At 65.7% G+C, this 20,985-nt stretch carries 18 protein-coding genes; 16 read left to right on the top strand and 2 right to left on the bottom strand.

Annotated elements, in window-relative coordinates; translation table 11 throughout:
• The 13 genes from P4L93_02115 to P4L93_02055 form a co-directional block, all read left to right on the top strand.
• Positions 1–668, top strand: a 668-nt coding sequence (locus P4L93_02115; GenBank protein ID MDR3685741.1) for a M24 family metallopeptidase, incomplete at its 5' end; no start/stop codon positions are given.
• 46 nt (positions 669–714) lie between these two features.
• Positions 715–1,275 (top strand): elongation factor P, encoded by a 561-nt coding sequence (gene efp / locus P4L93_02110; GenBank protein ID MDR3685740.1) that lies wholly within the window; start codon positions 715–717, stop codon positions 1,273–1,275.
• A gap of 159 nt (positions 1,276–1,434) precedes the next feature.
• Complete coding sequence (gene accB / locus P4L93_02105) at positions 1,435–3,288, top strand: acetyl-CoA carboxylase biotin carboxyl carrier protein (protein MDR3685739.1); 1,854 nt, start codon at positions 1,435–1,437, stop codon at positions 3,286–3,288.
• A gap of 15 nt (positions 3,289–3,303) precedes the next feature.
• Complete coding sequence (gene accC / locus P4L93_02100; GenBank protein MDR3685738.1) at positions 3,304–4,650, top strand: acetyl-CoA carboxylase biotin carboxylase subunit; 1,347 nt, start codon at positions 3,304–3,306, stop codon at positions 4,648–4,650.
• Between the two features lie 21 nt (positions 4,651–4,671).
• On the top strand, positions 4,672–5,019 hold the full coding sequence (locus P4L93_02095; GenBank protein MDR3685737.1) for an Asp23/Gls24 family envelope stress response protein: 348 nt from the start codon (positions 4,672–4,674) through the stop codon (positions 5,017–5,019).
• A 3-nt stretch (positions 5,020–5,022) separates the two neighbouring features.
• Positions 5,023–5,448 carry a transcription antitermination factor NusB gene (nusB, locus tag P4L93_02090; protein ID MDR3685736.1) on the top strand — a complete coding sequence of 142 codons (426 nt, stop codon included), beginning with the start codon at positions 5,023–5,025 and terminating at the stop codon, positions 5,446–5,448.
• 1 nt (position 5,449) lies between these two features.
• Complete coding sequence (gene xseB / locus P4L93_02085) at positions 5,450–5,932, top strand: exodeoxyribonuclease VII small subunit (GenBank protein MDR3685735.1); 483 nt, start codon at positions 5,450–5,452, stop codon at positions 5,930–5,932.
• A gap of 102 nt (positions 5,933–6,034) precedes the next feature.
• The gene (gene dxs, locus P4L93_02080) at positions 6,035–7,987 is read left to right on the top strand and encodes a 1-deoxy-D-xylulose-5-phosphate synthase (GenBank protein ID MDR3685734.1); all 1,953 of its coding nucleotides are present in this window, start codon (positions 6,035–6,037) and stop codon (positions 7,985–7,987) included.
• Entirely contained in the window at positions 7,953–8,750 is a 798-nt protein-coding gene (locus P4L93_02075) for a TlyA family RNA methyltransferase (GenBank protein MDR3685733.1), read from the top strand. Before dxs ends, P4L93_02075 begins: the two co-directional genes overlap by 35 nt.
• A 2-nt stretch (positions 8,751–8,752) precedes the next feature.
• Complete coding sequence (locus P4L93_02070) at positions 8,753–9,601, top strand: NAD(+)/NADH kinase (protein MDR3685732.1); 849 nt, start codon at positions 8,753–8,755, stop codon at positions 9,599–9,601.
• 2 nt (positions 9,602–9,603) lie between these two features.
• Positions 9,604–11,232, top strand: a complete 1,629-nt coding sequence (locus P4L93_02065; GenBank protein ID MDR3685731.1) for a DNA repair protein RecN — start codon at positions 9,604–9,606, stop codon at positions 11,230–11,232.
• A 125-nt stretch (positions 11,233–11,357) separates the two neighbouring features.
• Positions 11,358–12,479: a putative cytokinetic ring protein SteA gene (steA, locus tag P4L93_02060; protein MDR3685730.1), complete on the top strand. Its 1,122-nt coding sequence runs from the start codon at positions 11,358–11,360 to the stop codon at positions 12,477–12,479.
• Positions 12,480–12,509: 30 nt separating this feature from the next.
• Positions 12,510–13,361 (top strand): copper transporter, encoded by an 852-nt coding sequence (locus P4L93_02055; protein ID MDR3685729.1) that lies wholly within the window; start codon positions 12,510–12,512, stop codon positions 13,359–13,361.
• Between the two features lie 60 nt (positions 13,362–13,421).
• On the opposite strand, the gene P4L93_02050 is transcribed toward P4L93_02055, so the two are convergent.
• Both P4L93_02050 and murJ read right to left on the bottom strand, forming a co-directional pair.
• Positions 13,422–14,132 (bottom strand): glycosyltransferase, encoded by a 711-nt coding sequence (locus tag P4L93_02050; protein ID MDR3685728.1) that lies wholly within the window; start codon positions 14,130–14,132, stop codon positions 13,422–13,424.
• A complete protein-coding gene (gene murJ, locus P4L93_02045) occupies positions 14,129–15,829 on the bottom strand; it encodes a murein biosynthesis integral membrane protein MurJ (protein ID MDR3685727.1) in 1,701 nt (566 codons plus the stop codon). The genes P4L93_02050 and murJ overlap by 4 nt, the downstream gene beginning before the upstream one ends.
• Before the next feature lie 189 nt (positions 15,830–16,018).
• Here murJ and P4L93_02040 point away from each other — a divergent pair, with 189 nt between their 5' ends.
• Genes P4L93_02040 through P4L93_02030 form a run of 3 tightly spaced genes read left to right on the top strand, consistent with a single transcriptional unit; the run spans position 16,019 to position 20,983 of the window.
• Entirely contained in the window at positions 16,019–18,322 is a 2,304-nt protein-coding gene (locus P4L93_02040; protein ID MDR3685726.1) for a hypothetical protein, read from the top strand.
• Complete coding sequence (locus P4L93_02035) at positions 18,319–19,314, top strand: hypothetical protein (GenBank protein MDR3685725.1); 996 nt, start codon at positions 18,319–18,321, stop codon at positions 19,312–19,314. Before P4L93_02040 ends, P4L93_02035 begins: the two co-directional genes overlap by 4 nt.
• Before the next feature lie 58 nt (positions 19,315–19,372).
• Positions 19,373–20,983: a CTP synthase gene (locus P4L93_02030; protein MDR3685724.1), complete on the top strand. Its 1,611-nt coding sequence runs from the start codon at positions 19,373–19,375 to the stop codon at positions 20,981–20,983.
• Positions 20,984–20,985: the final 2 nt, after the last annotated feature.

The raw sequence follows: 20,985 nt of genomic DNA, 5'->3' as shown, positions 1-20,985 counted from the left end.
TCGAGCGCATCGACGCCGCGCAGCAGATCACGGACGCGGCGTTCGACCATCTCTTGGCCGGCGTGCTCAGGCCCGGCGTCTCGGAGCGGGATGTCGCGCTCGAGCTGGAGTTCTTCATGCGCCGAGCCGGCAGCCAAGGAGTGGCGTTCGACCCGATCGTGGCAAGCGGGCCCAACGCGGCCAAGCCACACGCGAATCCGAGCGAGCGGCTTCTGACCGAGGGTGACTTTGTGGTTCTAGACTTCGGGGCACGTGTCGGCGGCTACTGCGCGGACATGACCCGCACGGTCGTGATCGGCAGCTCGAGCGATAGACATCGCGAGATCTACGACGCGGTCCTGACCGCAAACGCCGCGGGCACTGCTGCGGTTTGCCCGGAGCGCACAGGCAGCGAGATCGACCGTGCAGCGCGCGAGGTGATCGCGCAGCGTGGATTCGGCGAGTACTTCGGTCACGGGCTCGGTCACGGCGTGGGCCTCGAGATCCACGAACTGCCGGGTCTCGGGCCCAGAAGCGAACTCAGAGTGCCGCTGGGGTCTGTTGTGACCGTGGAGCCGGGCATCTATGTGCCGGGGTTCGGCGGTGTTAGAATCGAAGACTTGGTGGTCGTCGATGAGTCTGGAGCACGAGTCCTGACCCGGTCGACCAAGGATCTGTTGGAGCTATAGCTGACGTCTGCACACGCGGACGACGCGTTGAAGAAGGAGTGCGGAAGTGCCTGTTACCACCGCGCAGTTCAAGAACGGCATGTGCATTCTCCACGACGGCAAGCGCTGGGTCATCATCGACTTCCAGCATGTCAAGCCTGGCAAGGGTGGTGCGTTCGTGCGCACCAAACTCAAGGAGCTGCAGAGCGGCCGAGTAGTCGAGTACACGTTCCGTTCGGGCGAGAAGTTCGACGACGTGCGCATCGAGAACAAGAAGATGCAGTATCTCTACAACGACGGCGCCACGTTCTACTTCATGGACACCAGCAACTACGAGCAGGTCGAACTTGACGCCGAGTTCGTGGGCGAGCAGGCCAAGTGGCCCCGCGAGAACGACGAGGTCGAGGTCATGACCGCCGACGGCGAATACCTGGGTGTCGAGCCGCCGATGTTCGTCGAGCTCGAGGTCACCGAGACGGATCCCGGCTTCAAGGGCGACACGGTACAAGGCGGCAACAAGCCTGCGACGCTGGAGACCGGTGCTGTGGTTCAAGTCCCGATGTTCATCAACGTGGGCGAGCGCCTACGGATCGACACGCGCGACGGGCGCTACATCACGCGCGTCTAGCGCGGTATGCGACACCAGCTGGCTTATCGGGCCGGGCGCAGGCATGTCGGCCGCGCCCGGCCTCGTATATAATCTTTGGACTACGCACCTTCTTGGCGGGCCGGAACCTTGAGAAGGTCGGAGCGACCCATCCATTCTCGTATTCACGAGGGAGAAGCGATGCGACCTGTGCACATCACCGACACGACACTGCGCGACGCGCACCAGTCGTTGTGGGCGACGCGCATGGAGATCGGCGACATGCTGCCGATCCTCCCGAAGATGGACTCAGTCGGCTACTGGTCGATAGAGGCGTGGGGCGGTGCGACCTTCGACTCGTGCCTGCGTTTCCTCGACGAGAACCCTTGGGAGCGACTGCGTACGGTCAAGAAGCACCTGCCCAACACGCCGATTCAGATGCTGCTCCGAGGCCAGAACCTCGTGGGCTACAAGCACTACTCCGACGAGATCGTCACACGCTTCGTTCGGGCATCCAAGCGCAACGGAATCGATGTCTTCCGCGTCTTCGACGCGCTCAACGACATCCGTAACGTCGAGGCCTCGGCGGCCGCGGTCAAGGAGTGCGGCGGCCTGTTCGAGGGTGCCATCTCCTACACCGTCAGCCCGGTGCACACTCTGGACTCCTATCTCGAGTACGCGCAGCAGCTCAAGGAGCTAGGCGCCGACACCATCTGCATCAAGGACATGGCTGGCATGTTGACGCCGTTCCGTACCGAGAAGATGGTCCGTGCGCTCAAGACCGAGATCGGCCTGCCGGTCCACGTTCACTGTCACTACATCGGTGGTATGGCCCCGATGAACTACGTGAAGGCCGCCGAGGCGGGTGCCGACATCGTCGACACCGCCGTCGTTGCGCTGGCCTTCGGCAACAGCCAGCCGGCGGTCGAGACGATCGTCGCTGCGCTCAAGGAGTCGCCGTACGACACCGGTTTGGACCTCGACCTGCTTTTCGAGATCGCCGAGTACTGGGAGGGCGTGCGCGAGCGCAAGCACCTCAAGCGCGGCATTACCACGCTTCTGTCGATGGAGGTCTTCAGCCACCAGGTCCCCGGTGGCATGATGAGCAACCTCGTTTCGCAGCTGGAGCAGCAAAAGGCCTTGGACCGGCTCCCCGACGTGCTCGCCGAGATCCCGAAGGTTCGCGCGGAGGTTGGGTACCCGCCGCTCGTGACGCCGCTTTCGCAGATCGTCGGCACGCAGGCGGTTATGAACGTCCTAACCGGCAAGCGCTGGAACATCGTGCCGCAAGAGATGCGTGACTACATCCGTGGCTACTACGGCAAGGCGCCGGGTCCGATGAACACCGAGGTCGTCGACAAGGTTCTGGGCGGCGATGCACCCCTTGCGGCCGACATTCGGCCTGGCTCGCTGGTCACCACCACGTATGCCGAGGTCGAGGCAGAGATTGGGGATCTCGCGAAGAGCGAGGAGGACGTGCTTATGTACGCCCTCTTCCCCAACGAGGCGCGCACGTACTTGAGTTCCCACAAGGAGGGCGCCGAGAAGGCGGTCTTCATGATGAGCGAAGAACTTCACACTGTCAGGGAGGAAGACTCGGTGGACGTCAACCAGATCCGTGAACTCATCAAGGTCGTTGAGGCCTCAGACATCTCCGAAATCGTGATCGAAGAGGGCGAGTCCAAGGTCACGGTGCGTCGAGGCGGAGTCGCCGCTCCTGCAGCCGCCCCAGCGACTGCGTCCGCATCCACAGCGCCCGCACCGGCGTCCGAGCCCCCGCTGACCGCCCCAGTCCCAGGCGCACGTCCTGCGGAGTGGAAGACGGTTGTCGCACCCATGGTCGGCACCTTCTACGAGGCACCGTCTCCCGGCACGCCCGCATTCGTGCACGTGGGGGACGCGTTCGTCGAAGGCCAGCCGCTGTGCATCCTCGAGGCGATGAAGCTCATGAACGAGATTCCCGCCGAGGAGGCCGGAGTGATCCGCGAGATCGCGGCCAAGAACGGTGACCTGTGCGAGTACGGCGCCGTGCTGTTCTACTACGAGCCCGCCTAAAGCCGGAGGTCATCTGTGTTCGATCGCATCCTGATCGCGAACCGCGGCGAAGTCGCGCTTCGCGTCATCCGTGCCGCCAAGGAGATGGGCGTCGAGACCGTAGCCGTCTTCTCGGAAGGTGACCGGGGCTCCTTGCCTGTCGCCATGGCCGACCATGCCGTTTGCATCGGCCCAACGCCGGCCCCTCAGTCCTACCTCAACATGTCCAACATCATCTCGGCGGCTCTGGGTACCGGAGCGCAAGCGATCCACCCCGGCTACGGCTTCCTCGCCGAGAACTCCGCCTTCGCGCGTGCCTGCGCCGACTCGGGAATCGTCTTCATCGGTCCGTCGCCCGACGCGATCGATCGTATGGGTGACAAGTCGGTTGCGCGCGAGACCATGATGGCGGCTGGCGTGCCGACCGTCCCGGGCTCCGACGGCATCGTCGAGAGCTACAGCGAGGCGCTGCGCTTCGCCGAGGAGGTCGGCTTCCCCGTACTTATCAAGGCGAGTGCGGGCGGCGGTGGCAAGGGCATGCGCGTGGCCAAGGACGCCGAGGAGCTCAAGTCTAACCTTGTGGCCGCCAAGACCGAAGCAGCTGCGGCGTTCGGCAACGACGAGGTCTACATCGAGAAGTACCTACTGCGCCCGCGTCACGTCGAGATGCAGATCTTGGCCGACTCACACGGCAATGCCGTGCACCTTTACGAGCGCGACTGTTCCATCCAGCGTCGTCACCAGAAGCTCGTCGAAGAAGCGCCGAGCCCGGCACTGACCCCCGAGCTGCGTGCCGCGATGGGCGAGGCCGCGATGAAGGCCGTGCGCGCCGTCGACTACGAAAACGCCGGCACGATCGAGTTCCTGCTCGACACCGACGGCAAGTTCTACTTCATGGAGATGAACACGCGCGTCCAAGTCGAGCATCCCATCACCGAGCAGATTACGGGCGTCGACGTGATCAAGGAGCAGATTCGTATCGCCGCAGGCGAGGAGATGCGCCACAAGACGCAGGCCGAGATCGTCAAGCGTGGACACGCCATCGAGTTCCGCATCAATGCCGAAGACCCCGCGCACAACTTCCGGCCGCACCCCGGCCTGATCGAAGTGTTCAACCCTCCTGGCGGCTTCGGAGTGCGCATCGACAGCCACGTCTACTCCGGTTACCGTGTACCGCCCACCTACGACTCGCTGTTGGGCAAGCTGGTCGTGTGGGGCGAGACGCGCGACGAAGCTGTCGCGCGCGCCCGTCGCGCCCTGGACGAGTTCATCGTCGTGGGCATTCCTACCACGATCCCGTTCCATCAGGCGGTCGTGGAGAACGAGGCCTTCCAGAGAGGCGACGTCTATACTGACTTCGTCGAGACCGAGATGTCGGTCTAGGCGCCAGCAAGGGAGACGACGATGTCTGATGAGATTCGCCTCGAAGGCCTGGGTATCGCGCCCGGAGTCCTCGACACAATCGTGACCATGGCCACCGAGACCGTCGAAGGCGTTGCAGCCGTCGGCGCCCCCGGCATCGCCGGACTGGTCCAGAAAGGTGCCCGCAAGGGCGCTCGCGCCGTCGACGTGTGTGTTGCCGAAGACGGAGGCATCACCGCAACGATCCACATCCAGGTGCTCTATGGCCACAAGCTCAAGGACGTCGCCACCGCGGTGCAGGTTGCCGTAGCGGACGCAGTCTCGAGCCAGGTGGGCGTCGAGATCGCCGGCGTCGACGTATATGTCGACGGCATCGTGTTCGCCGAGTAGCGGATGCTTGAGCGTACCCGCGCGCGCCGCCAGGCGTTGCAGATCCTCTATCAACGCGACATAACCGGGGACACCATCAGCCGCATTCTCGGCCTGAAGATGTACTCGCTGGAAGACGGCGAGCCCGATGAGTACTGCCGAGAGCTTGTCGGCGGTGTTGAGAAGTACATCGACGGCCTGGACGAGATGATCGGCGAGGTCTCGGAGAACTGGGCCGTGACGCGCATGCCGCTGGTCGACCGCAACATCTTGCGCATTGCCACCTACGAGATCCTCTACGACGCCGAGGTCCCGCCCAGCGTGGCGATCAACGAGGCAGTCGAGCTGGCCAAGGTATACGGCGGCGAGGACTCGTCGAAGTTCGTCAACGGAGTGCTCGGTAAGATCGCTTTGAGGCGCGAAGAGCATGCAGATCAGGAGCCTGAGTAGCATGGCCGACGAATCGTACAGCTTCAGCACGGCGCGCACGAGACTCGAGGAGATCGTGTCGCAGGTGCGCAAGAAGGACACGTCACTGGAGAAGAGCCTCGATCTGCTCGAGGAGGGCGTTCGTCTCGCCAACGCCTGTACCGAGCTGATCGACCACCAGGACTGGGTCGGCACCACGCCACCCGAGCTTGGTGGTGAGGAGGTCTCTGGTGCGGTGGAGGATGCTGTCGCAGTGCCCGAGGCAGCGCAGCCGGAGGCTGCTGTCGAGACGTCGGGGGAAGACGAGACCGTTGTGGTCGAAGGTGTCGCGGTCATCGAGGACGTCGTTATCTCCGACGACGACGGCAACTTCGTCGCCGAGGTGATTGAGGTCAGCGAGTACTCGGTTTCCGACGACTTCGAGGACGCCGACGACGCTTGGGCCGAAGAATCGCCCGCCGAGAGCCTTCAAGACGCCGACGACCCGTCGGCTGCCGAGCGGTAACACGGCGTCTACGCTCGTTGTCCCGCAGGCAGCGGGGGAAGTATCCTCATCTGACGGCCCGTAGCCAAGCCAGAAGCAACGCAATGGAGATGATCTCGCTCGGTGCCCGAACGCATCCTTGACTCGATAAGCGCGCCCTGCGACGTCAAAGCACTCTCTGACGTCCAGCTGACGCGTCTGTCCAAGGAGATCCGCGACGAGCTTGTGCACACCGTCTCGGCGACCGGCGGGCATCTCGCTCCCAATCTGGGAGCGGTGGAGCTGACCCTCGGCATCCACCGCGCACTGGACTGCCCGGCCGACCGCATCATCTTCGACGTCGGCCACCAGTCGTACGTGCACAAGCTCATCACCGGACGGCTCGCCCGTTTCGACACGCTTCGACAGTACGGCGGCGTGTGCGGCTTCCCCAAGCGCAGCGAGAGCCCGTACGACGCTTTCGACACCGGTCACGCCTCCGACTCGCTCTCGGTCGCGCTCGGCATGGCGCTGGCGCGTGACGCACGCGGCGGTGACGAGACGATCTTGGCGGTCATCGGGGACGGTTCGCTCACCGGCGGGATGGCGTTTGAGGCACTCAACCACATCGGGCATCTCGGTACGCGGCTGGTGATCGTACTCAACGATAACGAGATGTCGATCTCGCAGAACGTGGGCGCGCTGGCGAGTTACCTGGCTCGCGTGCGTCTGGATCCGCGCTACACGCGCCTTCGCGACGGTGTGGAGTCGGCACTCGCGATCCACCCCATCGGCCGCGTCATGGTCGGCGCTGGCGAGGCGGTCAAGGAGTCGTTCAAGCAGCTCCTCGTGCCTGGGATGCTCTTCGAGGAGCTGGGGCTGAAGTACGTCGGCCCCATCGACGGCCACGACATCGCGCAGGTGCAGGCTTCGGTCGAGCGCGCCAAGAGCATCGATGGCCCGGTGATCATTCACGCCGTGACACGCAAGGGCCAAGGCTACGAGCACGCCCAGAATCACCCCGACGCGTTCCACGGAATCGGCCCGTTCTCCATCGCGACCGGCAAGGTCAACGGGAGTGGCGGTCCGATGAGCTTCACCGAGGCGTTCTCGCGCTCTCTCGTAGCCGAGGCGGCCCGCGACGACCGCATCGTGGCTATCACCGCCGCAATGCCGTCGGGAACCGGGCTGGACCGCTTCGCAAAGGCCTATCCCGACCGCTTCTACGATGTCGGTATCGCCGAGGAGCACGCTGTCGGCATGGCCGCCGGCATGGCCGTGGGCGGCCGCATCCCGGTGGTCGCAATCTACTCGACGTTCCTGCAGCGCGCCTACGACCAGCTGATCATGGATGTCGCGCTGCAGAACCTGCACGTGGTGTTCTGCTTGGACCGCGCGGGCCTTGTGGGCGAGGATGGCCCCACTCACCACGGCGTCTTCGACCTGACGTACCTTCGCTCGATCCCCAACATGACGATTCTCGCGCCCTCCGACGAGATCGAACTCGCCGAGGCGCTGCACACGGCAATCGTCGCAGACGGGCCCGTGGCCATCCGCTACCCGCGTGGTGCCGGCATCGGTCTCGAGCTGCCCGCCGAGGCCCGGGCCTGGGAGGCCGCCAAGGCCGACATCCGCCGAGAAGGCAGCGACGTCGCGATGCTGGCTGCAGGGCGCATGACGCAGACATGCCTAGCTGCTGCTGACCTGCTCGAGGCCGCGGGGGTCTCGGCAAGTGTGGTCAACGCTCGGTGGGTCAAGCCGCTCGACCTTGAGACGATCTCGTGGGCGGCCAACTCCCACCGCTTGGTGGTTACCGTCGAGGAGAACACCAGCATGGGTGGCTTCGGCAGCGGCGTTTGCGAGGCGCTGGCCGATCTTCGGCTGACCGTACCCGTGCTGCGGCTCGCCATTCCGGACTGCTTCGTTACGCACGGTGCGACTTCGCGCCTGCTCTCGGACATGGGGCTTACCCCTGAAGGCGTGACGGCCGCGGTCGTCGGTCGCCTCGAGGACGTGGCGTCGAGCTCTGGCTCGCTGGACTCAGCAGGAGAGGCGGACGATCGTGACACGGCGCCGCATCGACGCGGAGCTCGCTGAGCGCGGGCTGTTGCCGTCGCTCGAAAGAGCGCGGGCGGCCGTGCTCGCCGGGGACGTGCGCGTCGATGGCGAGATCGTCACCAAGGCTGGGCAGCCCGTCACTGAGGACGCCGTCATCGAAATCACAGCGCACCGACGCTTCGTCTCGCGCGGTGGGGAGAAGCTGGACGGTGCCCTGGAGGTCTTCGGCATCGACGTTTCGGGCGCCCACGCGGTCGACGTGGGTGTATCCACCGGCGGATTCACCGACTGCCTACTCCAGCGTGGTGTGTCGGATGTCGTCGCGATCGACGTCGGCTATGGACAGCTCGCTTGGTCACTTCGCACGGACGACCGCGTCACTGTCGTAGAGCGCACCAACATCCGCGCCACCGATCCCACGGAGCTTGGAGCGCCTTTCGACCTTGCGGTGGTCGACGTGTCGTTTATCTCGCTGCGGGCTGTGATGCCGCACGTTGTGGCATTGCTCGGTGAGGCGGGTATGCTCGTCGCGCTGGTAAAGCCGCAGTTCGAGGCGAGTAAGGGGCACGTGGGAAAAAAGGGCGTCGTAACAGACCCTGCCGTCCACATCGAGGTCTTGCGTGGGGCCGCCGCCGCCGCAGACGAGGCCGGACTGGCGATCAGGGGCCTGACGTTCTCGCCCATCAAGGGCCCGGAGGGTAACATCGAGTTCTGGTTGTGGGCGGGGCGCGATGGAGAGTCAACTGCGGCGACGGCCGAAGAGGTCGTCGCCCTAGCACACGAGAAGCTGGGAGGCTTGTGAGCATGCGGGTTCTGCTCGTACCCAACACGCGGCATCCTGGCGCGGTGGCCGCGGCTGCCGAGCTATCGACGTGGCTGCTCGGACAGGGGCTCGAGCCCGTGCTGGCGCAGTCTGACGCCGAGGAGTCCGGACTCGCGGACTTTGGCGTGGCGTCGACCGATTTCGGCGATCTGGCGCTCACGGTTGCACTGGGCGGCGACGGCACGATTCTGAAGGCCGTGCATCTGCTCGGCGGCGCTGAGATCCCAATGCTCGGGGTGAAGTTCGGGAGACTCGGCTTCCTATCTGGAGCGAGCCCCGAGCACATGCGCGAGGCAATCGAGACGACGTTGTCGGGGGAGGCTCGCGTGGAGCGGCGCGCCACGTTGCGCGCGGAGGTCATCATGGACGGCCGACCGGTTGGCAGCTATCTCGCGCTCAACGAGATCGTCGTATCGCGCGGTCCTTCGGGGCGCGTGGTCGCGTTCGACCTGACGATCGACGGCCACTCCATCCTCAAAGCCCGCGCCGACGGAATCGTGGTCGCTACCGCGACCGGATCCACCGCATACGCGCTTTCGGCGGGCGGCCCTGCTGTCGCGCCGGGATTCGGCGGCATGGTCGTGGTACCGGTGGCGCCGCACACGTTGCGATCCCGCGCCATCGTCACAGACGTCAACGACACGGTCGAAATCACCCTTCCGGACCCGACGCGCGCAGACGCCTGTCTCGTGGTCGACGGCGACCCAACGCCGTGCCGGCAGCTCCTGGAGCGCGTCACAGTGTCCCGCGGATCGGTCGACGTGTTGCTGGTCAAACTCGACGGGCGCCACTTCTACGAGACGCTCTCGTCCGAGTTCTTCGGGGGCTAGACATGCTCGACGAGCTGCACGTTCGCGACCTGGCTCTCATCGAGGAGGCATGGCTCGAGTTCGGCCCGGGCATGACGGCGCTCACCGGCGAGACCGGCACCGGCAAGACGGCGCTCCTGGGCGCGCTCAAGCTGCTGCTCGGCGATCGAGCCGACTCTGGGTCCGTGCGGGCGGGCGCTTCCGAGGCGATGGTCGAGGGCCGGTTCGGTGCGGCGGGGGAGGAGATCGTCGCACGCCGTCGCGTGAGTGCCGACGGCCGGAGCCGCTGCACGCTCGACGGCGAGATGGCGACCGTCGGCTTGCTCGCCGAGAAGCTCGGGCCGCTCGTCGACTTGCACGGACAACACGATCACCAGGCGCTACTGCAGCCTGCGAGCCACGTCGGCTATCTCGACCGGTGGGCGGGAAGCGCGGCCGCCGACGCACGCGACGAGTATCGAGCCGCGCGCACCGCGCACCGCGACGCCGTGGCGACCCGCGACCATCTGGCCGCACAGCTCGCCGAGGGCGCCCGCAACGCCGACTACCTGCGGTTTGTCGCCGACGAAATCGGCGCTGCCGCACCGCTTCCCGGTGAGGATGCCGAGATCGAAGCTCGCCTGCCAGCGCTGCAGCATGCCGAGCGACTCGCCGATGCGGCCAGCGAAGCCGTGCAGCTCGTTCGCGGCGATGGAGGAGCCACCGACTGCCTCGCGCTCGCCATCGCCGAACTCGCGAAGAGCGCCGGCATCGACCCCGCGCTCGATGCGCTGGCGGAGCGGCTAGTCGAGGCTGGCGCGCTCGCCGACGACGCCGGCGCCGAGCTTCGCGCGTACCGCGACGCGATCCAGCACGATCCCGCGTCACTCGATGCGTTGCTCGCGCGCACCGCCGAACTCCATGGCTTGATTCGCAAGTACGGCCCGCGCCTAGACGACGTGATTGCCACCCGAGATGATGCCGTGGCATCGCTCACCGCATTCGACGCGGGCGAAGAGGGCATGCGTGCTGCCGACGAGGCCGTTGAGGCGGCAGAAGGCGACCTGCGGGTTGCAGCGGATCGGCTTGCGGCGGCCCGAGCAGGTGCGGTGCCGAGTTTCATCGACGCTCTGGGTGCTGCTGTCAGCGACCTGGCCATGCAAGGTGCGCGTTTCGAGGTCGCGATCAGCGATCTGGCCTTCGACCATTGGACAGCCGAGGGCTCGCACCGCATCGAATTCCTCTTCGCTCCCGCACCCGGTCAGCCCCCGCGGCCGCTCGCGAAGATCGCGTCGGGAGGCGAGATCTCGCGCGTCATGCTGGCGCTCAAGGGTGTGCTGGGCGAGGCGGACACCGTCGAGACGCTCGTCTTCGACGAGATTGATGCGGGTATCGGCGGGGCGACCGCACATGCCGTCGGGCGCAGGCTTGCCAAGCTCGCCGAGAGCCATCAGGTCATCGTCGTCACGCACCTTGCGCAGGTGGCCGCGTATGCCGATGCCCAGCTGGTGGTGAGCAAGTCGCTAGGAGAACTCTCGGCGGCCACGAGTGTTCAGCTGGTCGAGGCGGAGTCTCGAGTCGCCGAGATTGCTCGCATGCTTGCGGGTAACGACTCTACGACGGCCATCGCCCACGCACGCGAACTGTTGCGAGCGGCCAAGCAGCCGATTTGACCGAGCATCTCCACTCGGACGTCACACGACGGCGCATGCCGAGTGGTAGCATTCGCAGTCGGCACGGTGCTGGCGTGGTGCGATGAACGCTGCATGGGCGTGCGAATTCAATCCGTGGGAGACACATGCGCCACGAGGGCGTCGCGAAACTCGACAAGCGAACAAAAGACCTGGTCAAACGACTGGGGCCGGACGACATCGCGATCATCGACCATGTTGACATGGATCGCGTGAGCGCTGAGTCGCTGCTCGAGACTGGCGTCGAGGTTGTCGTTAACGCGGCTCCTTCGATCTCCGGCGCCTACCCCAACCTCGGCCCGCTGCTGCTTACGCGCGGTGGAGTCACGCTCATCGACGCGGCTGGATGCGAGATCTTCGAGCAGATCCATGAGGGCGACATCATACAGGTGATCGGCGACGAGATCCTGTCTGGCAAGAAAGTCATCGCGACGGGGACGAGGCTCTCGGTCAAGGATGTCGAGGAGCGCATGGAGGCCGCGAAGGTTGGTCTCGGCGAGCAGCTCGACCGGTTCGCGCGCAACACGATCGAGTACCTCGAGAAGGAAAAAGGCATCCTCATCGATGAGATGTGGGTGCCGCCGACCGACGTACACATCGAGGGCCGGCAGGTACTTGTAGTGGTCCGCGGCTACGACTTCAAGGAAGACCTCGACACGCTTAAGCCCTACATCAACGAGATGCGACCGGTGCTGATCGGAGTCGACGGTGGCGCCGACGCGATCATGGAGGCGGGCTTCGAGCCCGACGTGATCGTGGGGGACATGGACTCGGTGACCGACGTGGCGCTGAAGTCCGGCGCCGAGCTGATCGTGCACGCCTACCCTGACGGCCGAGCGCCCGGAATGGCGCGCCTGAAGGAGCTCGGGCTCGACGGGGTCGCGTGGCCGCTGGCGGCCACCAGCGAGGACCTCGCGCTCCTGCTGGCGTGGGAGTCTGGAGCCGACCTTATCGTTGCGGTCGGCACGCACGCTAACCTGGTCGAGTACCTCGACAAGGGCCGCAAAGGGATGGCCTCGACGTTCCTCGTGCGTCTCAAGGTCGGCCCCAAGCTCGTCGACGCCAAGGGCGTCAACAAGCTCTATCGCGCCTCGGTCAGCCCGAGCTACCTGTTCCTGATACTGGTCGCCGGCATCGTCGTCGTGGGCACGGTCATCCTCATCTCGCCTTCCGCGCGCGCCTTCATCGAGCTGATTGTGTTGCGCATGCGTATCATGTTCGGTGCGTAACATCTCGACTCGGCACATCGAAGGGTGACCATGTACAACCTGCGCTATCACATCGCCTCGCTCGTCGCCGTCTTCTTGGCGCTCGCAATCGGCATCGTGCTGGGCGGCTTGGTCGTTCGCCAAGGCGTCTTCGACTCGCAGCAACGCGCGCTCGTCTCAAGCCTGCAGTCCGAGTTCAACACCATCAAGAAGCAGAACACCGCGCTGAGGTCTTCCCTGAGTCTGGAAGACGCCTACGCTTCGCAGATGACCGACGAGTGGACCGCCGGACGCCTCGCTGGGCGAACCGTCATGATCCTGACCAGCGGTGCGTCGGGAGAGGGTGCCGATGAGGCCGTCAAGGCAGTCAAGGGCGCCGGGGGTACTGCGGCTGTCGTGACACTGTCCAAGCCCGGCTTCGGCCTGTCGCAGTCGACCATCGCGAGCGCAGCGGCTTCGGCCATGGGCAGTGCGACCGTGACACCTACGCGCGAGCAGGTCGCTAAGCAGTTGGCCGCCGAGTGGAGTGGAGCGGCTACGGCGCACACGCTCAGCGATGCGCTCGTTTCGTCGGGCGCGATGAAGCTCTCGGGGTTCTCGGCGTCGACCGTGGCGACGATGGCGGTCGACCTGGCCGCGTTCGACGGCCAGCCGGACGTGGCGGGCCTCGACGTGTCTCAGGCGTATGGGGCCGCCGGTATGTATGCGATGGGTGCCGAGACGATCGACTCGAACTCAGGCGTGGCAGCGGCTGCCGCCGCGCGCAAGCTCTCGGCGTTCGACACGCTGGGTACCAGCGCGGGCCGCTTCACGCTGGTAGCGCTTCTGACCGGTGGGCAGCAGGGCTACTACAGCAACAGCGTCAGAGGTGCGAGCCCGTTCCCGGCGGTGCCGAAGCCGTAGGGAGGCAACGTACGCGCGCGAACGGTATGCGTGCCGCGTGAGGCGCCGCGCCCAGATGCCCTAGATCTCGCCGCCGGTGCGCCTGACCGGCGTCTTTTCGCCCGCGAGTTTCGCGAGCGCGATGGCGACGTGCACGAACTGCTGTCCGCGATGGACGAACCCTTTGAGGTCTCGGCCTGTGGCTGCGTGAGCCATCGTAGTCTCGACCTCGGTCAACTTGAAGCCGGCGCGCAGCGCACGGATTGTGAGTCCAACTTCGACCCCATAGCCCGCCGAGAACGGCCGCACGGTCGCGAAGCACGCGCGAGTCAGGGCGCGCTGTCCTGAGAGGGGAGACGTTGCCTCGAAGGGCCCGCCGAGCTTACGGATGCCCCAGCGTGCAAGGTTCTTTACCATGCCGAACCCCGCCCTGCCGTTCTCGACCCGTGGGAAGCATGCGATGGACATGTCAGCCTCGCCGGCAAGTAGGGGAGCGAGCAGCGCCTCTCCCTGAGCGGCGGTCGAGCCAAGGTCGCCGTCGAGCAGCAGGATGATGTCGGCGTTCTCCACCCGCGATGCGCCGGCCTCCAGCGCGGTGCCCTTGCCGCGGTTGCCGTAGAGCCGCACCACCTTGGCGCCGGCCCTCTCGGCGACCTGGTCGGTGTCGTCCTCGCTGCCGTCGTCGACCACCACTACGCGTGTCACGCCGCGAATCGCGGCCGCGGCGGCGACGGTCGCGGCGATGCGAGTCGCCTCGTCGTGCGCCGGAATCAGGACCGCGATGTCGGTCATGAGCGGCCGGTGCGGCGGGAGACGACTCGCGCCACGAGGTCGGTGGCGATGGAGATCTCGGCGACGCCGAGCAGCCGTGCCACCCCAAACGCTACCAGCAGGCCGACGATGCCTCCGGTGGCGATCTGAGTCAGCGCCGAGCCGACGCCGCCGCCCATGGAAGTCGTAAGCAGCTGTGCTATGCCCCACGCGACGATGGCTCCCACGATCGAGGCGATCGCCATGCGGAGGTAGGTCACGGCGACGCCGCGAGCATCGTAGCCGCCGATCTTCTTGCGCAGCATGAGGGCCAGCACTACCGAGATGCAGAGGTAGAAGACCGAGTCGGCGATGGGGATGCCGTCGATTCCCAGACCATGCCAAGCGCCGATGCCCGTTGTGAGCACTCGGTAGAGCAGGATCTGCACAGCGAACGTGAGAATCAGGTTGACCCACATCGGGGTGTAGGTGTCTTTGAGCGAGTAGTACGTGCGCAGCAGGAACATCGTCGCTGCGTAAAAGACCAGGCCGGCGGCCCACCAGCGCAAGGCACCTGCGACCACGGGGATATCGCTTGTTCGAAAAGCGCCGAAGCGGAACAGCCTCATCAAGGGAATTGCCAGCGCGACGAGAATCGCCGACGTCGGAAGGATCAAAACTCCGGTGGCGCGCATGCCGCGCGAGAAGATCGAGCGGAAATCGCCGGCGTCGTGGCGGCCAGCCGCATCGGCGAGTTCGGTGAACACCGCTGTGGCTAGCGCGACGGCGAGGATGCCGTAGGGGAGCTGGTAGAACATCCACGCGTAGGTAAGAATTGCCGGTCCACCCAAGTTGGTATTGGCGCCGAACGCCGAGGAGTTACGAACCGACACGGCGATCATGTTCGTGGCGACGTAGAGAACGGTGGGAACCGCGAGACGCAACAGGCGTCGGATCGCAGGGTCCTTCAGCCCGAACCCCCAAGACCAACGCCAGCCCGTCTTGAGCACCGCGGGTATTTGCACCGCGAACATGACGACGACCGCCAACGTGGTTCCACCTGCCAAGACCGCCGGTGCCCAGCCTTGCGTCATACCGGGACCGGTGAGCTGCCCGTGCATTGCTGCGAACGCGATCATCGTGGCGATGGCCACGAGGTTGTTGAAGATCGGACCGACCGCTGGCCAGAAGTACTCGCGCTGCGAATTCAGTAGCGCCGAGATAATGGAGCCGGCGCCGTAGAGCACGACCTGTAGCGCGAAGAAACGGAACAGATAGGTCGCAACCGGTACAACGACAGCTGCCTGTGCGGGTGAAAGAGAGAACGTCTGCGTCCAGACGAATGGTGCCGGGAACACGGTCCCGATGATGCCGACCGTGGCGAGGCTGACCACCGCGAGATTGAAGATGTGGCTGGTGAACAGCCACGCCTCCTCGTCGCTCTTCTGCTCGCGCAGTTCCATGAACGTGGGGATGAACAACGAGGCGATGATTCCGCCCGCGACGAACTCGAAGATCATGTTGGGGATGTTGTTGCACACCGAGTACGCGGCGCCCAGAACGTAGGTGCCCAGCACGACCGCCATCGCCCAGGCGCGAAGCAAGCCGGTGATGCGCGATACCAGTGTCAGCGTTGACATCAGGGCAGTCGAGCGCGCGATGGAGGGTTTGCTGATGGATGTGCCTTTCCTCGGCGTGGTCGGTGTCGAAGGGCCGTGGATGTCGACCCTAGCTCGCACCAGTGTAGCGAATGGCTTAGACACCGCGGCACCGCGGAACCCAACTGTAAGACTGTTATACTTCGAACGGGCACGGTGCCCGGGTCGCGACTTCACGCACCCGCACTGCCAATCCCCCCGAAGCAGGGCCGAGACCGCTCGGCGAGACGTGGCACAGCCGTGTCCAAGAGCCGTTCGTGGAGACAGTGAATGAAGCGTGCGTGGACCATCGCTATCGCAGTCGCTGCGCTCGTCGCGCTGTGCCTGGCGACGTCCGGAGCTGCCGTTGCCGCCGCCGCTCCAGCATCCCCGCGAGTGACGATTGTCATAGCTACCGGCCTCACCTGGGCCGATATCACTCCCACGGCGACACCCACACTCTGGCACCTCGCCGAGACGGGCGCGATCGGCAACGTCAACGCTCGCATGCGCAATCGCGAGAACGGCGAGCCGCCCACGGCGCTCGAGGGTGCGTTGGACATCTCGGCAGGTAACTGGGCCACGCCCAACTTCTTAGCGCCTCCTGCCTACAACGTCACCGAGAGCGTGGGTGGTCTGTCGGCCGCCGAGGTGTTCAGACGAACTACAGGCCACGCCGTTGGCGGCTCGATCATCTGCTTCCCGGGTATGCCCATGACGCTTGCGGCCAACGCCGATCCGGAGTCCGACGTGGTGATCGGTACGCTCGGGCAGGCGATCCATGACGCTGGCGGCGTGACCGGGGCGATTGGCAACTCCGACGCGGGCGAGCAGATTGGCGGCGGCCCTCGGCTGCAGCGACCGGCCGCTGTCGCCTCGATCGACGAACGTGGCTTGGTCGACGCGGGCGACGTCTCTCCCGACCTGCTGCAGCAAGCCAGCGCCGCACCCTACGGCGTCAAGACCGATGTCTCGGCGTTCGCACGAGCTTTGGCCGCGTTTGACGCCAGCGCGACGGCACACGGCGGGCCTGCGCTGCTCACCCTCGATCCCGGGGATGCGTATCGCGCTCGCCGAAACGCCGGGCAGGTCGCGCCCAACGTAGCCGCAGCGCAACACGCCGCAGCCGTCACTGAGCTCGACCGAGTGGTCGCGCTCGCGCAGGCGCACACGCGCTCCGGCGACACGTTGATGGTCGCGGCACAGTCGCCTGCAAGCGATCCGGTGAGCAACATTCAGGGCTTCGGCCCGCTGCTTGTGTCGGGTATGGGTCTGCACGGCTACTTGGACTCGCCATCGACCCACCGTGCGGGCATTCTCACCAACCTCGACATCACGGCGGGTGCGCTGCAGGCCGCCGGCGTCACGCGCCCGGTCCAAGTTGTTGGAAGTTCGCTCACCAGCGCCGAAGGGCCTGCGGCGGCCGAGGAGCGGATCGCGCATCTTGTCGCGCTCAATACAACGGCGGTCTCGATCGACGGCGTCAGATCACAGGTCGCTGACACCTACATCAAGCTGTTCGCCGCGGCACTTGCGTTCGCCGCGCTCTTCATCGCGCTTCGCGATCGCGTCGTGCCGCGCGCCCAGCGCGTCTGTGCGATTGCGCTCGGCGTGGTTGCCTTGGCGCTTCTCGCCGTGGAGCCGGCGGGTTGGCTGATGTTCGTGGTGAGCCCCAACGTTGGCTCGCCGATTGCGGCGATCGCGATGCTCCTCGCTGCGTCGCTCGTGCTACTCGCCGCGGGGCTGGCTGTCTGGAGATTCGCCGGTCTGCGCACGGCCGCCGCGGCACTGTCGCTGTTCGCGGTCGTCTTGCTCGTGGCCGACCAGTTCTTTGGCGCGCCGCTATCCTTCATTAACTTCACCGGCTACTCGCCACTACAGTCGGCGCGCTACTACGGCATGGGCAATCAGCCCGCCGCTTACATCGTCGGCGCGTCCATCGTGGGAGTTGCCCTACTGCTCGATCGCTGGCATGAAGCCCGCTGGGCGGGCGCCCTTCGTCGCATCGGGCTCCCACTTCTTGGAGCTCTCGTGGTGGTCTCGGCGGCGGCGCCGTTCCTGGGCGCGAACGTGGGTGTTGCCGTCTGGGGTTCGGCAGGCTTCGTGGTGGCATGGGCGCTGATGAACGGGCGGCGGATCACCTGGAAGATGGTGCTCGTCGCACTGATAGTCATCGTGCTGCTCATCGCGGCATTTGCGGCGATCGACGTGTTCGGGCACGGCCCCAAGACGCACCTAGCCCGCTCGGTCACGAGCGCCCAGCAGGGGGGCGTGGGGCAGTTGTGGCAGCTCGTCGCCCGCAAGGCCTCGACCAATGCGCGCGTCCTAGGCGAGACCGAGTGGGCGTGGGCGCTCTACGCGCTGATTGCGTTCGCCGCCATCATGCTGCTTCGCCGACCCTCCGAGCTTGCCTCGGCGCTCGAGGACAACCCCGCCCTGCGCGCTGCGATCTGGGCGTGCTCGGTGGCGTGTGTGCTCTCGTATCTCACTGAAGACAGCGGCATCATCGTGCCGGCGTTCCTCATCCTGCCACTCGGATCGGCGCTGATCGCAGTCGTGCTTCGCCCCATCCTCGCCGAGAAACCCACCCAGTGACCGCCGCGACCTGGATAGCCACTGGACTGGTGCTCGGAGTCGGCGTTCCCTGGCTCGGAATGCGCATGCTCGCCCCTTCGCTGGACGCCTCACCCCCGCGCACCAACTTCCGCGGCCGAGAGGTGCACCTCGGGCTCGGAGTGGTGTGGGTGCTGTGGGCAGGAGGGGCCATGGCAGCCTCACTGCTGCTGGCTTCAGCGCAGGCAGGGCCGTCTCCGGTCGGCCTACTGATCCTCGCCGGCCCGCTCGCGCTCGCGGTCTTTGCACTCGGACTGATCGACGACGCTTTGGGCTCGCCCGACGATCGCGGTTTCGGCGGCCACACGCGCGCGCTGGCCAAAGGGCGGCTCACGACCGGGATGCTCAAGCTGCTCGGCATCTCGGCCGCCTCGCTTGTGGTGGCGGGCATCGTCTCTGGCTTCGCTCCGTGGGGACGCGCGGCGGGCGGTTCGCTGCTGGCCCGAGTGGGTTTGACCGTGCTCGCGGGCGCGGCGATCGCGCTGACGTCGAACCTGCTCAACCTGCTCGACCTTCGCCCCGGCCGCGCGCTCAAAAGTTACTCGGTGCTCGCCATCTTCGGCGTGCTCGGGGCGGTGACGGCGTGGCCCAACGTTCCCGGAGTCGGCCCTTTGCCTGCGACCAGCCTCGCCGCCGGCGCTGCGATGTTGGCGCTGTTCGCGCTCGGGCCCGTCGTCGCCGTCTGGCGCGAGGACGTGGGTGAGCGCGCGATGCTCGGCGACGCTGGAGCCAACCCTGCGGGCGCCGTCGCAGGGCTGTTCGTCGTCGCGGCGCTGCCCGTCTGGGGTCTGGCCGCGTTCGCGGCGCTCGTTCTTGCTCTCAATCTCGCGTCTGAAAAGTGGAGCTTTTCGCGCGTCATCTCGGCAAACCCGCTGCTCTCGTACCTTGACGGACTCGGCCGCCTGCCCGCCGATGACCCCGCCTCCCACAACTCCGTGAAAACAAGTCCCCAATCCCAATCCTCCGACGGCTAGAATCGAACAGTCGGGGAGGAACTTAAGTCGGCCAAAGTTAGGAGCTGGAACCAGACCCATGGCGACCAAGCACATCTTCGTGACCGGTGGCGTCGTATCTTCACTCGGCAAGGGCATCACGGCTGCGTCTCTCGGCCGACTGCTCAAGGCGCGCGGACTGAAGGTAACGATCCAGAAGCTCGACCCGTATCTCAACGTCGACCCCGGCACCATGAGCCCGTTCCAGCACGGCGAGGTTTTCGTGACCGACGACGGCGCCGAGACCGACCTCGATCTGGGCCACTACGAGCGCTTCATCGACGAGTCGCTCACGCGCGACTGCAACGTCACCGCCGGCTCCGTATACCAGACACTGATCGGCCGCGAGCGCCGCGGCGACTTCCTCGGCGGTACCGTGCAGGTCATCCCTCACGTCACCAACGAGATCAAAGACCGCATGAACCGCCTCGCCGAGCAGACGCAGCCCGACGTGATCCTCACCGAGGTAGGTGGCACGGTCGGCGACATCGAGTCGCTGCCGTTCCTCGAGGCCATTCGCCAGATGAGAAAGGACAAGGGTCGCGAGAACGTGTGCTACATCCCCGTCACATTGGTGCCCTACATCGCCGCTTCCAGCGAGCTGAAGACCAAGCCGACGCAGCACTCTGTCAAGGAGCTGCGCAGCATCGGTATTCAGCCCGACTTCATCGTCTGTCGCTCCGATCGCCCCATCGACGTGGGCATACGCCGCAAGATCGGGCTGTTCTGCGACGTCGATCCCGGCGCCGTTATCTCGGCACTCGACGCGCGCAGCATCTACGAGGTGCCGCGCAACTTGGCCGCGCAAGGCCTCGACGAGATGGTCATCGACCGCTTGGGCCTGAAGTGCGGCAAGCCTGACATGACCGAGTGGGATGCGTTTGTGGCGCACTCGGAGTCGCTTCACGACGAGCTGAACATCGCGCTGGTAGGCAAGTACGTGCAACTCCCCGACGCCTACCTGTCCGTGAACGAGGCGCTCGACCACGCTGGTATCTTCCACGACCACAAGGTCAACACTCACTGGATCGACGCCGAGTCGCTCACTCCCGAGGAGGTCGACCAGATCCTCGCCGAGATGGACGGCATTCTGGTCCCAGGTGGCTTTGGCATCCGCGGCATCGAGGGCAAGATCCGCGCGGCGTGCTATGCCCGCGAGAACCTCGTGCCGTATTTCGGGATCTGCCTCGGCATGCAGGTGGCCGTGGCCGAGTTCGCTCGCCACGTTGCTGGTCTTCCCGGCGCCAACTCTGCCGAGTTCGACCCGGTCACCGAGCATCCCGTCATCGACCTGATGCTCGACCAGCAGGACGTCGAGGACATGGGCGGTAGCATGCGGCTCGGCACATATCCGTGCAAGGTCGTCCCGGACACCAAGGGGCGCGCGGCTTACGGCGAGGATCTGATCTACGAGCGCCACCGCCACCGCTTCGAGGTCAACAACGCGTACCGCGAGCAGCTGGTGGACGCTGGCATGGTCATCAGCGGCTTGTCTCCCGACGGCAAGCTCGTTGAGATGATCGAACTGCCGGAGCACCCGTGGTTCGTCGGCAATCAGGGGCATCCAGAGTTCAAGAGTCGCCCAACTCGCCCGGCGCCGCTGTTCCGCGACTTCATCGGCGCTGCCGTAGCGTTCAAGAACGCTCGCTAGGG

Source organism: Coriobacteriia bacterium (assembly GCA_031292615.1).
GTDB lineage: Bacteria > Actinomycetota > Coriobacteriia > Anaerosomatales > JAAXUF01 > JARLGT01.
Note: the sequence above shows the minus strand (reverse complement) of the source record. Positions and strands in the feature narration are given on the sequence as shown.